13 protein-coding genes and 3 pseudogenes are annotated in these 12,858 nt (G+C 68.3%); 8 read left to right on the forward strand and 8 right to left on the reverse strand.

The annotated features are described in order from the left end of the window. Nucleotides 1-366: 366 nt before the first annotated feature. The gene (locus tag ABZ267_RS07980) at nt 367-609 is read left to right on the forward strand and encodes a hypothetical protein (RefSeq protein ID WP_356750523.1); all 243 of its coding nucleotides are present in this window, start codon (nt 367-369) and stop codon (nt 607-609) included. A gap of 2,196 nt (nt 610-2,805) precedes the next feature. On the opposite strand, the gene ABZ267_RS07985 is transcribed toward ABZ267_RS07980, so the two are convergent. Beyond that, nucleotides 2,806-3,210: an STAS domain-containing protein gene (locus tag ABZ267_RS07985; RefSeq protein ID WP_356750525.1), complete on the reverse strand. Its 405-nt coding sequence runs from the start codon at nt 3,208-3,210 to the stop codon at nt 2,806-2,808. Between the two features lie 107 nt (nt 3,211-3,317). Here ABZ267_RS07985 and ABZ267_RS07990 point away from each other — a divergent pair, with 107 nt between their 5' ends. Continuing rightward, nucleotides 3,318-3,680, forward strand: a complete 363-nt coding sequence (locus ABZ267_RS07990) for a helix-turn-helix domain-containing protein (RefSeq protein WP_356750527.1) — start codon at nt 3,318-3,320, stop codon at nt 3,678-3,680. Between the two features lie 395 nt (nt 3,681-4,075). On the opposite strand, the gene ABZ267_RS07995 is transcribed toward ABZ267_RS07990, so the two are convergent. From ABZ267_RS07995 to ABZ267_RS08005, 3 genes are all read right to left on the reverse strand, one after another. After that, nucleotides 4,076-4,216, reverse strand: coding sequence for a hypothetical protein (locus ABZ267_RS07995; protein WP_356750529.1), 141 nt, complete (start codon nt 4,214-4,216; stop codon nt 4,076-4,078). 110 nt (nt 4,217-4,326) lie between these two features. Then, nucleotides 4,327-4,788 (reverse strand): hypothetical protein, encoded by a 462-nt coding sequence (locus tag ABZ267_RS08000; protein WP_356750531.1) that lies wholly within the window; start codon nt 4,786-4,788, stop codon nt 4,327-4,329. Further along, nucleotides 4,785-6,008, reverse strand: a complete 1,224-nt coding sequence (locus ABZ267_RS08005; protein WP_356750533.1) for an FAD-dependent monooxygenase — start codon at nt 6,006-6,008, stop codon at nt 4,785-4,787. Before ABZ267_RS08005 ends, ABZ267_RS08000 begins: the two co-directional genes overlap by 4 nt. Before the next feature lie 86 nt (nt 6,009-6,094). On the opposite strand from ABZ267_RS08005, the gene ABZ267_RS08010 reads away from it, so the two are divergent. The 3 genes from ABZ267_RS08010 (at nt 6,095) to ABZ267_RS08020 (ending at nt 7,368) form a co-directional block, all read left to right on the forward strand. Beyond that, the gene (locus ABZ267_RS08010) at nt 6,095-6,685 is read left to right on the forward strand and encodes a TetR family transcriptional regulator (protein WP_356750535.1); all 591 of its coding nucleotides are present in this window, start codon (nt 6,095-6,097) and stop codon (nt 6,683-6,685) included. Between the two features lie 28 nt (nt 6,686-6,713). Then, a complete protein-coding gene (locus ABZ267_RS08015) occupies nt 6,714-7,019 on the forward strand; it encodes a hypothetical protein (protein ID WP_356750537.1) in 306 nt (101 codons plus the stop codon). 184 nt (nt 7,020-7,203) lie between these two features. Further along, nucleotides 7,204-7,368: a hypothetical protein gene (locus ABZ267_RS08020; protein ID WP_356750539.1), complete on the forward strand. Its 165-nt coding sequence runs from the start codon at nt 7,204-7,206 to the stop codon at nt 7,366-7,368. A 735-nt stretch (nt 7,369-8,103) separates the two neighbouring features. Here ABZ267_RS08020 and ABZ267_RS08025 read toward each other — a convergent pair. Together ABZ267_RS08025 and ABZ267_RS08030 are read right to left on the reverse strand one after the other, a co-directional pair. Beyond that, nucleotides 8,104-8,378: pseudogene (locus ABZ267_RS08025) on the reverse strand (IS5/IS1182 family transposase); the annotation flags it as partial. A gap of 168 nt (nt 8,379-8,546) precedes the next feature. Next, nucleotides 8,547-9,185 carry a hypothetical protein gene (locus tag ABZ267_RS08030; RefSeq protein ID WP_356750541.1) on the reverse strand — a complete coding sequence of 213 codons (639 nt, stop codon included), beginning with the start codon at nt 9,183-9,185 and terminating at the stop codon, nt 8,547-8,549. Nucleotides 9,186-9,450: 265 nt separating this feature from the next. Here ABZ267_RS08030 and ABZ267_RS08035 point away from each other — a divergent pair, with 265 nt between their 5' ends. Both ABZ267_RS08035 and ABZ267_RS08040 read left to right on the forward strand, forming a co-directional pair. Then, entirely contained in the window at nt 9,451-9,915 is a 465-nt protein-coding gene (locus ABZ267_RS08035; protein ID WP_356750543.1) for a hypothetical protein, read from the forward strand. Nucleotides 9,916-10,067: 152 nt separating this feature from the next. Next, nucleotides 10,068-10,776: pseudogene (locus ABZ267_RS08040) on the forward strand (HNH endonuclease family protein); the annotation flags it as partial. A 133-nt stretch (nt 10,777-10,909) separates the two neighbouring features. Here ABZ267_RS08040 and ABZ267_RS08045 read toward each other — a convergent pair. Both ABZ267_RS08045 and ABZ267_RS08050 read right to left on the reverse strand, forming a co-directional pair. After that, nucleotides 10,910-11,374 (reverse strand): annotated as a pseudogene (locus tag ABZ267_RS08045) (response regulator); the annotation flags it as partial. A gap of 208 nt (nt 11,375-11,582) precedes the next feature. Beyond that, nucleotides 11,583-11,921, reverse strand: coding sequence for a hypothetical protein (locus tag ABZ267_RS08050; protein WP_356750545.1), 339 nt, complete (start codon nt 11,919-11,921; stop codon nt 11,583-11,585). Between the two features lie 171 nt (nt 11,922-12,092). Here ABZ267_RS08050 and ABZ267_RS08055 point away from each other — a divergent pair, with 171 nt between their 5' ends. Next, nucleotides 12,093-12,857: an IS5 family transposase gene (locus ABZ267_RS08055; RefSeq protein ID WP_356750546.1), complete on the forward strand. Its 765-nt coding sequence runs from the start codon at nt 12,093-12,095 to the stop codon at nt 12,855-12,857. Nucleotide 12,858 lies beyond the last annotated feature (1 nt).

Genomic DNA, 12,858 nt, shown 5'->3' on the forward strand with positions numbered 1-12,858 from the left:
CGTCCTCGCCCGAACAGTCGAAGTCGCCCACCACTAGGAGGGGAGCTCCGCGGTCGTTGAACAGCGCGAGCCCACCGCAGGTTCCCGCGATGTCGAGTGGTGGAAGCTCTCGAACTGCCGGTGCTGGCCGCGACGTGACGTCGGGGCCGTGAGGTTGTTGGACACACAAACCCATACCGGGCCCCGGGAATGCCCCGGGGCCCCTGGTGTGTCCGGCTCCGGGTCGTGTCCGGGCGGGCGCCCATCAGGGAGAACCGGATGCGGGCTACACAGTGTGATGCCCATTCGGTCTAACGTCACGCGCTCTGCGCGGAGGACGCTCGTAGCGTGAGGGGACTCTTGCCGGGCCACTGAGGAGATCTTCTGATGAACCGTCGCAGCGTCGTCGCCGGCATAGCCCTGGCGATCGTCTCCGTCGCCCCGTTGTCCGGCGTCGCCCACGCTCAGGATCTCGACTGTTCGGACTTCCGCTTCCAGGAAGACGCTCAGGCGGAGTTCAATCGGGACCGAGCGACCCGAACCGGCTCGACAAAGACCGGGGACCCGACGACGACATCGCCTGCGAAGTACTGCCCAGACGCGGCAGCGCCGGCACAGTGCCGCCGGTGAGCCCGAGCGCCGCCGCTGTACCGCCTGTGAACCCGAGTTCTCCCACACTTCAGCGGGCGGTCCCTGCCGTTCCGACCCCTGCCGTTCCAACCCCTGTCGTTCTGAGTCGCGGTTCCCGGGCTGGCATCGGCGGAGCATCCGGCCCGTCCGATTTCAGCATGGGCATAGGTCTCACCCTGGTCGCCGGGGCCGCCGTCGCAGGTGGCTACCTCACCGCACGACGCCTGAACCACGGATCGAAACCGTCATGAGCCCACAGCCTGGCGCTGGCTGACCGCCTGTCCGGCTCAGAGGCCCAAACGAGAGGCGAGCTGGTCAGTGAGCGCATCGACTCGCTGGCAGAGGAGTTTGGAACCGCCGAAGCAGACCGCGCGCTCTCCACGCGGGGGCATCGACACGATCGAGGCCTCGAAACGTATAGGAGACGCCACGGCGATGACAGCGCGGAAACGCCACTCCTTGTCAGTTGCAGCGCCCCCCAACAACCCGCGTGTGACTTCCGTCGCGGCTGTCATGGCCAGCGCTGTAGCCATCACGGTCCGGTCCATTCAATCAGCTGCGGCGTCGACAGCGCTCCCATCGAAGCACCGCTGTCCGGCTTCTCCTGCACGACGCTAAGCGTCGTGCAGGAGAAGCCGGACAGCGTATCCAGGACTTCAACTCGAACGAGTGGACACGCAGGCCTGGCCCTGTCCTGCGCCGGGGTGGTGTCGGCAGCGGGTGGCGCCGCGGTGGGGGTCGGCGCCGCCGACCTGGTCGACGCCGACGGGGCCCTCCCGTACATCGCACCCGGCGCCACCTTCGACGGGGACGACATCGGTACCTGGCGGTGGCAGCAAACAGAAAGCCGGGGTACCAGGCACAACTTCTGTCCGAACAGCGGGAGCGGCTGGCCGCGCTGGGCATCCCCATCGTTGAGCCCACGCCTCCCGCCCCTGCGGCACCCCGTACGGCGAAGGGGCGCAGGCGGCTGTCCAGCGTGGCTTCGCGGCCCTCGCGTGGTGGAAGGAGCAGGAAGGCGACCGGCCGGTGCCACGGGGTGCGGTCGTTGAAGTCACCCTCTACGGCGAGAACGAGCCTGTGCCCGTGCGGCTCGGCGTGTGGATTTCGAACACAAAATCGAGAAGGGACCGGCTGGACGCCGACGCTCATCGCTCTCGCGAAGCTGGGCATGGACTGGGCGGCGGTGGGTTGACGCCCTGTGTCAGGCGTCTTCTCCGGGGTCCAGGAAGACTGGGGTGCCGCGCCCTTGTTCGTTTCTTCTCGATGTCAGGCGGTCCCAGTCGCAGCCCATCGCGGAGGCGAGGGAAGAGGTAACCGCGGTCCTGGAGTGCGTGGTCAGCGGCGTCCAGGTTGGTGGCCGTGAAGGAGTCGCGGACGATGCCTCTGCCTTGGAGGAGGCTGATGTGCCAGCCGCCGCCGGTGGCAGGGTAAGCCACCACGTACCAGGGCGCCGGAGTCGCATGCAGCGCTTTCAGCACCTCCGGCCCCGTAGCACGTCCGGTTCGGACGCAGCAGCCCCGCACTGGGCGGGCGCAGGCAAGTTGGGTGGGGCGGGCAAGCGGCTCCTGATCCGGAACCTAGCAGCGCACCAGCGGGCTGGTCACAGGACTTCCGGACGAACTGCCGGGGAGCGGCCGCCTACCAGGGGCCGGGCACCAGGTCCCGGGTGCCACGCTGGAGGGTGAATGCGGCTCACCACACAGCCGGAACTCCACTCGATAGATGCTGCTGCACCTCGGCCGGTTCTGGGTGCGGGTGCGGCCGGTTCGGCGGGGGCGGGCGACTGCGGCGCGACCGCGTCCGAGGTGGTGGCGGTGCGGGCGCCACGGCCCGCCCTCCGAAACCACCGCCCGGGAAACCGAGAGCGCCACCCGCAAAGGTCTAGACCTGACGGCTGCGGGTAAGCGAAGGGAGGAGCCCCGGGGCGCCCCAAAAGTTCCGCCGGACAGCCCTCCGACAGGACACCGCCCCGGGGCTCACCAGCGTAATCACCTTCATATCCGCCCCGAACACCCGGTCGCCGGAGCGGTGTGGGTGAACGCGCGCCGGGTTGCTGCCCGCCACCGTCGGCCGGCGGTGCGCATGATCCGGCAAGTGCACTTCGCGTGCGGCGCACACATCGGCTGCCGGATTCCGTGGTGCGGCAGATCGCGTACCTGCCGGCTCTCCGTGTTACTGCCGGAGCCCGCTGGGTTACGAGGCAGCCGCTTCCTCGATCGTCTGACGGATCTCCATGACGCTGTCGACGCCGGAGATCTCGAAGAGGCGTCGTACCTGTTTTGAGGGTGCGACGATGCGCAGCGATCCTGTCTGATGGGTGAGGATCAGCAGGTTCAGAAGCGCCGAGTCGGCGAAGGTGACGGCGGAGGCATCGAGGACGACCTTCGGGTACTGCCTGGCCGCAGTGTGCAGCGCCTCCCGCAGCGGAGTGATCGAGCCCATGTCGTACTCGCCGGCAGCGACGATCACCCAAGCCCTGCGGTACTCGTACTGCCGCACGTCGGGCCCGTACGCAGCGTCCAAGGTGATTCGCTGTGGGGCCAGCGTCCCGGTGGCGCTGCTCGTGCGCGTCGACAAGGCGGCCTCGTTCCAGAACACCTCGGACTCCTTCTCAGATCCCGCCGTGCGGGAACATGTCGTCATTGACAGGAAAAATATGTCATGCAATATGCTTCAGGCAACCCGCGTCCCCTAAAATGCTGGGCATGGCCGTAGTACCTGAGTCACACACCGGATGGACCTTCATCACCAGCCACGCGCGCGTGCTGGCAGCCATCGCCGACAACCCCAACATCCGCATCCGCGAGATCGCCGCCCACTGTCGGCTCACCGAGCGCGCAGTGTCGCGGATCATCTCCGACCTCGAGCAGGACGGATACCTTTCACACACCCGCGAGGGACGCACGAACACCTACCGCATCGACCCGGACAAAGTGCTGCGCCATCCCGCAGAAGCCGGCCTGCCCGTAGCCTCGCTGCTCTCCCTGCTCGTCCAAGCCGAAACCGAGCGCACCGGCACACCGACCATGCGCACGCAGCAGCCGGTGGACATCACCGCCGGGAGGTAGCGCACGACCGCCCCGGACCCAAGTTTCCCCTGGGCCGACAGCACGGCACCGCCTGACACCGGGCAGCAGACAAAGAGTTGCAGCGCAAGACGGTGTTCCTTTTCTGTGCTGTGCCCGGTGAACCAGAGGCTCTCCGGAAGGAGGGGTCGTGTCGGCTGGAGCGGAGAAGGTCCGTTCAGTCGAGGTCTGTGGTGCCGGTGGCGGCGCGGGGCCGGTTGCGTGCCCAGCACGGGCGGGATTCCTCGCCGAGGGGCCCGCGCCCTTCGCCGGACCGATGGGTCCCGCGCGCTGGAACTTCGGGTAGGGCACGCCATGGGCGAAACACTCACAACGCCTGCGCCCACCGTCCTCGCACACCAGCGCCTGGCGAACCGCGTCGGCGGCGGGCGGCCGGGCTACGCGAGGCATGCGATCACCGTCGTCATGCCGGGGCCCTGACCGATGAGGCCGCTCTCCTTGGGCGGCTGGGTGCCCGCACCCTTGTGCTTGAAACAGCTGCGGGTGTATCCGGTGCGGTCCTCCGCGGTGACTTGCACCAAACCGACCGTGCCGGCCAGCGTCGTCAGCGATGACGCCCCGCTGAAGGAGCTACGGGGCGCCGGTACTCCCGAAGGCCACGCGATGAACATGAGCCTTCTCCCGTACGTCAGGCTACGGCGGCCCTCCGCAGCGAAAGGGCGAAAGCACAGCTGGTGACGGTGAGGATGATGATCGGTGGAACTGGCAGCAGAAGGAGCGCTGTCGCCAGAACGGTCAGGGAGACCAGCAGGGCGATCCTTCCGAAGGCGGTACGCCGCTGGACGAGGGCGGGGGCATGACGGACGGCGGCGAGCGTGAGCAGGCCGCAGGCGACGGCGAAGAGCGCCATCGCGATGCTCATGCCGTTGGTGACATCGAAGGCGGTGCGTTCCAGGCCCAGCAGGGCGAAGGTGGACTCGCGCAGGGCCGTGTCGGCCGCGCGTCGCTCCGGTGTCATGGTGGCCGAGGCTTCGGCGGCGGAGAGAGCGAGGTGGCCGACCCCGAGGAGGACAAATCCGTAGGCGCCGGCTTTGAATGGCCGCACCGAGTCCGCTCCGGCGGAAGTCCGGGTGAGAATCGCGCTGTTCATGACTGCTCCTTGGTATCGACGGACGGGTGTGTGGCGGGGGCGGAGGATGGGTGCGGTGCCGGACCGGGTGGGGGCTGCCAGCCGAGGAGGGTGTCCAGCCCTCTTCTCGTGACCGCCGAGGGCGTGGCCCGTACGGCGAGGTTCCGGACGAACACCGCCAGCGGGTGGGAGAGCCGGGCAAGGTCCCCCATCCGTCGGGAGTGGCGGCTGATCCGCGTGGTGCGCCCGTGTCGGGCCTTCGTGTAGGCGGCGAGCGCGGCCGGTACGTCGGGACCGCCCGCGAGGAGGTGAGCGAGGACGACCGCGTCCTCGATGGCCTGGCAGCCGCCCTGGCCCAGGTTGGGCGTCATCGCATGGGCGGCATCACCGAGTAGGGCCACCCGGCCGGAGTTGAACCGGGGCAGGGGCGGGGCGAGTTCGTAGAAGTCGTGGTGGAGTATGCCGACGGGGTCGGGTGTATGGCACTCCAGCCGCTCCAGCAGTGCGGGTATCGGATCGTGCCAGGCACCGAAGCGCCGGCTCAGCTCCGCGGAGTGGTCGGCCAGCCGCGTGCCGGGGTCCGTGACGGCGGTCGCGTACACATAGACCCGGCCGTCGACGAGGGGGACGATCCCGAACCGCTCACCTCCCCCCCAGGTCTCAGCCGCCGGCAACGCGGGCAGGCCTACGCCAGACAGCACCGCCCGCCAGCCGGTCTCACCAACGTGGCGCGGACCGGAGTGCCCGAAGAAGAGCTGCCCGCGGAGCACACTGCGCAGCCCGTCGGCCGCCACGACGACATCGGCGCTCAGGTCCCCCGCCGACGTACGCACCACCACCGCGTCCCCGGCGTCGTCCACACCGCTCACCGAGACGCCCAGGCGCAGCACGCCGGGCGGCAGGGCGGCGGCGAGGACATCAATCAGGAAGCCGCGGTGCACGGCCCGCGCGGGAAGACCATAGCGGGAGACCGTGGCTCCGGTTCGGCTCAGCCATGCGCCGTCGGGGGTACGGAGCCCGAGCGAACCGACCAAGGGCTCGCCCACCGACACCTCGGGTCCCAGGCCGACCGAGTCCAGGGCGCGCAGGGCATTAGGGGCAAGCACGATGCCCGCACCGGTACCCGCCAGGACGGGAGCCCGCTCGCACACGGTCACCCGCCACCCCCGGCGGCTCAGCGCCACACCTGCGGCCAGACCGCCGATCCCCCCTCCGGCCACAACAGCATGACGAACACCCATACCGACCGCCTCCCTCACCCCTCACACGCACCCTCTACATCTGTAGAGGATCACGCTCCGCACTCTACACCTGTAGAGTGGGGAACATGTCTGCCTACCTCCCCGATCGCCGGAACCTGATCGCCGACACCGCTATCGCCACCGTGGCCGCCACCGGACTGCGAGGCCTGACCCATCGCGCGGTAGACACGGCCGCGGGCCTGCCCGCCGGCAGCACGTCGTACTACTTCCGCACGCGTTCCGCCTTGATCAGCGCCTGCTATCTCCGCCTGGCCGCCCTGACGGTTGCCGATGTGGACCGTTGGGAAACGGAGCACGGCACCCCGGACCCGTACTCCGTCGCCGAGGCCCTGGCCACACTGCTGCACCACTGGCTCACCGTGGAGCGCAACCGCCAGTTGGCCCGCTTCGAGCTGAGCCTGGAGGCGACTCGTCGCCCGGAACTCCGCGCCGACCTGGAGACCGCCGGCCGGGCCGCACGCTCCAGGGCGGCCGCGCTGCTGACGTCGCTCGGTGCCCCCGACCCGGCGCAGGCGGCGGACCTGCTCGTCGCCTGGACCGACGGCCTACTGTACGACCGCCTCGCTGGCGCCCCGGCCGCGAGCCGCCCGGCACCGGACTCGGGTGAACTGACCCCGGTTGTAAGGAAGATGCTTGACGCCCTGCTCGCTCCCTGAGGCACGACAACACCCCGGAACGCTCGCCTTGCGCGCCCAGGACTCCGTCGCCCCAGATCTCCCGCAAGGGTCCGCCACCTGCGGGACGTTCGGCAGCCGAACATCTGACCCCGATCATCTGCCCCGCCGGGACCGCTACCTCTCCCCCGAACCCGACAACTGGATCAAGTACGAGAAGAACCAGCTCCGCCTCGTACTAGGACGGCTGACCCGGTTGATCGCCGGCGCGCTCGACCGGCACCTGGCCCTTCGTCCCGCGGACGAATCGATGTCCGCCTTGCACGGGCTGCTGCGTTCGCCTTCCGCGGGATCGGTCGCCCCGATCTGCCGCTGATGGTCGCGGACCGAGCGCTGCTTTCTGCCGAGAAAACCCGCCGCTGACTCCGTCGAGACGCTCGACGCCCGGATCCAGGCCCATGCTGATGCAACAGCGCAACCCGAGTCCACCGACCCGGCTCAGACCCTCGACGAAGCACGCTGCTGCGCAACGCCCTGCCCGCCATGGCCCTCGGGCCACCTTGGCCACCGCACTGCACGCCGGAGGGGTCCTCGCCACGCTCGCCGCAGCACTGGCCACGCTGGTCTGCCTGCTCGCTCTGGCCACCACACTCGCCCTCGCCCGAGGCCGACAGCCGGACGACGTCTCCACGCGACCGACCGCCCGGAGCGGGAGGCCGTCGTAACCGACACCCCCCGCCCGCCACTCCCGCTCCCGCTCCCGCCCGGTAGGCCCACGAACGAAAGTGGCAGACCTCGGAGGAGCTTCGCGGCGAGGGCGAGGCGGGCCATGAAGGTCCAGGTGTCTCGTGGCAGATGTGGGCGAACGCGGTGAGCTGTCGATGTTGATCGGACGCGCGATGCTGGTGTCCAAGTGGCCCACGAGCAGGGCCGCGCCGTGCTCACCGGGCCACGGTCCCTCCCCTCCGCTCGAGCGGAGGGGAGCTGTCAGCGGCCAGTCCCTTCTTGCGGAGCTTGGCGTGCTCTCCGCGCGAGCGGAGGTGAGCCGAAATTGGTCAGCACTGCGGACAGCACCCGGGTCTGCCACCGTTCCATGACATGGGCGGGGAGTTGGTGCTTCAGTCGCGGATTCCCGCCGCGTGCAGCCTGCTACGCACGTTGTCCCAATCCGGGGTCATCGATTTAGTTCGGCGGCAGCCGACGGTGCGGTTCTTGAATCCACTGGAGGTGGAGATACAGACCACCGGGCCGTCGGAGTTGTGGCCGATAGAACATAGCCCTGCGAGTCCGGCTGCGCTGGAGAGTTCGGTCCGACTCGGACGAGCTCCTGTTGAGCGGCCTCGAGTATGCCTCGGTCTGCCCCACCGTGACGTGGGCCGCGGGTACGCCGCGCCGCTTGGCCTCGGCGAGCGGGGCAGCCGCGGCCGGCTGGCACGCGTACATCTGCGGCAGCCTCCTGGTCAGATCGTGTTCTCGTCGATGAGGCGGCGGGCCATGAGGTCGGTCACGCGAGATGGATCGCTGCTTCGTAGGGTGGGCAGAGTTTCACAATCGCGGGCCTGGCGGCGGTGGAACATGAGCCAGCCGTAGACCCGTTCGACGGCCCAACGTTTCGGGATCGAGGTGAAACACCTGGTCCGGGCTTGCGGGTGGTGCTCTCCATGTCAATGCTGCGGGTTGCGGCGTGTTCGACGAGGTGTTGGCGGTAACCGCCGTCGACCCAGACCTCCGCCACCCCGGAGGCCACCGCGGCCGACGTCACGGCGCAGCTCGGCCACACGATCCGCACCGCCCGCTCCGCCGCACAGAACCGGGCAGCGCCCAGCGCACCTGTGCGAGCCCGGACGTGAACGCCTCAGCCGTCATCCCCCTGGTTTTCCCGGGCCGCCCCGGGTCCCGCGGCTCAGAGTCGCTTCTCCTCATAGCACTTCCACTGCTCGTCGACGTCGTCCTTCCGCCCCACTGCATCGCGGGACTGGTAGTGCCAGCTGCATACCAGTGTCGGATCGACAGCAGTACGGCAAATCCATTTGTGCGGCGGACTGGACAGGGCCTTGACGTTGTGAGTTTGCTTATACTTTTCGCGGCAGTATTCTGGCAGGTTGTCGACGCCTTTTTCCGTATTACTCCCGGAAGCCGTAATGCACACGCCGGTGTTCGGGTCGTCGGGGTCGGTGAACTTCATGGTGTCGCCGTTCCTGTCGAACCGTTTGTCGCAGGCATCTCCCAGGTCGATCAGGGATTGGCAGCCCATCCCCTGGGTCCCCTTGAATCCGTACGAGGTGCAGTAGCCGCTCAGGTCTACGCCACCTAATTCGTCTGTCACGGTTGTCCGTTGGGCCAGCAGGTACCCGCTGATCGTGAGCCCGGTGGCGACCGCGCCCACCACCACGAAGACCAGGATCGCCTTCCACCACTTCTTGCCTGAGACCCAGGCCGGCCAACGTATCCGCCGCCCCTCCACAGTAATGGTGATGATTCCAGCGGCTATGCCGATCAATATGCCTATTGTGCCGAGTGTCGCGATCGTGAGGTCAAACACCTCGTTACCCCCCTGCGGTAGCACCAGCGTCCGATACGGTGCCCCACTCTCTTACTGAGTTCAGTGTTGCGGCGTCAAGGTATTGAGCAGACGTCGGAACGCAGGGGCTGGGACAGCGCTCCGGCGTCGGACCGTCTGCGCCGCTGCCGTCCCCACCATGAGGATGGAGGGGCGCGGGATGCTTCGCGTAGTGGCGGTTATCGCCGGTCCCCTGGGCGACCACCGAGGGCAGATGGCTCCCGATGCCATCGCATGAGGACAGTTGGTGTTCCAGGTGTTGTTCGGGGACGCGGCGGGAGCGGTGGTCGTCTCCGGCTCCGAGGAGGCCGGCGCGGGCGACCTGGTGGTGGAGGACGTGTGGGAGCTGGTCCTGCCCGACAGCTCGGACGCCTACTGGGGCGTGGTCCATGAGGACGGTGTCATTTTCGATTCGGGGCCGGAGGCGACGTGCGTCACCGGACAGCGTGCCGAGCTGCCGCTCGACCCGGTCCAGGAACGCGGCAAGCTCTTAGGGAACCGGTACGGCGCGGGCCTCGACCTCGTTGAAGTACACCGATCCCCGGCTCGCTCACGTCAGCCAGCAGCTCCCCTGAACATCCTGCATGCACCGCCCCGAGCTATTCGGTCTGCCACACAGCCACCACCCGCTTCCACCTCGCGTACCAACTCGTCCTACCGAGCCGCGGCTTCGAGCACCAGGGGCGGACTGCCGCAAACGTCGAACCGGTGAAGGGCTGTGCCATACCCCTCGTGCTCCGCTCGTACGGGTGAAGTCGCGCTCGCGCCTGTCGTACGAGGCAGCCCGTGCTCGGTGACGCGTCGTCACACACTCGCAGCGGGCCATGAGCGTTCATCAGCCCCGACTAGCTGGAGAGACCCGCCGTGGATCTGCGCCGCCTTGGCTCCCTGTCTGCCGCCCTACTCACCGCCGCCGCCTTGACCGCCTGCTCCGTCGAAGTGGCGGAAGCGGACAACGCGAAACCCTCCGCGGCCGCCACCGGCGCCACCACCGCGTCCGGTGCGCCCACTGGAGATCCCGACGGGCCGACCTGACCCTGGCTGAGGCGATTGCTTAGATCCCTGGTGCTGTGGAACAGCGCGAAGGGTACGAGCAAACAGCTTCCGGCACTGGATCGACGATGATGGCGACTCCTGCACCACCCGGGCTGAAGTCCTGATCCCCGAAGCAGTCACCACGCCGGAAGCGGGGAGCCCGGTGTTCGCTGAACGCCGGCAGCTGGCGCTCGTACTACGACGACGTCGAGGTCACCGGCGCCAAGGGCCTCGACATCGACCATGTGGTGCCCCTGGCCGAGGCGTGGAACAGCGGCGCTCACGCCTGGACGCCCAAGCGGCGCGAAGCTTACGCCAACGACCTCGCCGCCGAGCGGTCGCTCGTCGCGGTCACCGCGAAGACCAACCGGTCCAAGGCCGACCGGGAGCCCGGCCCCTATGGATGCCGCCCGCCGGATCCGCCCGCTGCACCTACCTCGTCGACTGGATCGCAACCAAGCTCGGCTGGGGCCTGAGCATGGACGACGCCGAGCGGACCGCACTCACCGAACTCGCCGCGCCGTGCGAGGACTCCGTCGCCCTCCACCGGATCAGGCCCATGGCCGACAACTCAGGCTCGCGGCCCGAGGACGATGTGATGTTGTTCGCCGTGCAGCGCTGTCACGCCGAGATCGCCGCCTCCCGCACTTCGCGGTACGCGGGCTGGTGGTCTACGGGTGCGGTCGGGTGGCGGTGTCGAGGTAGAAGGCGTCGATGCTCTGGACGGCCTGCTCGAAGGCGTCCAGGTTGACGGGCTTGGTCACGTAGGCGTTGGCGTGGCTGGTGTACGCGCCGGTGACGTCGTCCGGGGCCGTCGACGTGGTGAGGACGACGACGGGGATGGCCTGCAGGTTCTCGTCGGTCTTCAGGACCTTCAGCAGGTGGTGGCCGTTCATGCGGGGCATGTTGAGGTCGAGGACGATGAGGTCGGGCCGGACCGAGTCGGGTGCGCGAAGGTGCTCCAGAGCGGCGACCCCGTCGGTGGCCTGGACCAGGTTGCGGGTCCCACGCTCGGAGAGGGCTTCTTCGATGAGCATGGCGTCGGCGATGTCGTCCTCGACGAGCAGGACGTCGAAGGGGCGGGCGGGAGTGGTCATCGTCGGGTGCTCCGTGGGTTTTCCATTCGAGTGGTGGAAGGGTCGAGGCGTTCGGGGATCGTGTGCGGGATTTCGAACAGGCGGCCATCCTGTCCTCCACAAAGCTCAGCGAGATTGAGGACGCCCTCCGTCTCAGCGAACCCGAGCAGGCGGAGAAGCCCCACTCACCATCAAGATCACGATCTACGGCTGAAGTGCCATCCCGCGCCCCTCAAACACACTGAAAGGACACACAGGAGGCAACGCCTCAGCCGCCGAGGTAAGGGACGAAACTGTCCGCTTCCAACACGGGGTCCGCCCATGCCGCATGAGCGAAAACCGGGCGCTGCGACATCCGACCGCCCGCGTCGTCGACCAGTTCCGTCCTCACTCGGGGAGTGAGACGAACCCGGTAACGCAGCCCCTCCACCTCAACGACGCCGCAGTCACCGGCACCGGCGTCCAGCACCGCGTCCGGGACAGCACTCACCGTCCACCCAGCCCTGGTGGCGAGGTGCATCCACACCTCAAGAGCGCGCTCGCGATCCGCAAAGTTGCCCACCCGGGCGATGATCTGCGCCGGATCCGCTCTGCCGTCCATGGTCATGTCACCCCTCCGAGGCTCGGGGTGATCATGCTGGAGCAGCCACAGAGCCTTTCCATCCCACTGAGCCTTTTCCAACCTGCCGGTGTGGTCCAGCAGTTGGCATGACAGACGAGTGAAGCCTCTGGTAGACGGGTTCACGACCAAGATCACCCGTTCCGCCAGAGGTTTCACATGCTTGTTTACCCGTCTGGGCTGGACCTGTCCAGCTCGCACCTTCGGTTCCTCACTGCCCGCATCCGCGAACGACGTCGTGCCATCGGCAGCCGGTGGCGTCGGCTGAGCGCGGGCCGACAGGCCCTGCTCACCCTCGCCCATCTGCGCAACGGGCACCCCTACGCTCAGCTCGCCGCGGAGTTCGGCATCGGAACGACCACGGCCTACCGCTACATCGCCGAAGCCGTCGACCTCCTCGCAGCCCTGGCACCCACGCTCGAACAAGCCGTCCGCGAAGCATCAAGGAAGGCGTTCGTCCTGCTCGACGGCACCCTGCTGCCGATCGACCGGATCGCCGCCGACCGGCCGTTCTACTCAGGCAAACACAAGAGGCACGGCATGAACGTCCAGATCCTCGCCGACCCGGCCGGCCGCCTGCTGTGGGCCTCACCCGCCCTGGCCGGCGCCATCCACGACATCCGCGCCGCCCGTGAACACGGCATCCTCCACGCCCTCACTTCCGCAGGCATCCCGTGCTGGGCGGACAAGGGCTACCAGGGCGCCGGACCGGCCGTCCGCGTACCGTTCCGGGGTCGATGGGAGAACCTGTCCGAAGGCCAGCAGGCCGTGAACCGCTCGCAGGCCAAGATCCGGGCCCTGGTCGAACCCGCCGTCGCCACCCTCAAGAACTGGCGGCTCCTGCGCAAGCTCCGATGCAGCACCACCCGCATCACCCGCCTCGTCCAAACCGTCCTCACCCTCCACCTCACCCGCTCAAACTGAG

The sequence above is a fragment of the Streptomyces sp. NPDC006174 genome, from assembly GCF_040614075.1.
In the GTDB taxonomy this organism is placed as follows: domain Bacteria; phylum Actinomycetota; class Actinomycetes; order Streptomycetales; family Streptomycetaceae; genus Streptomyces.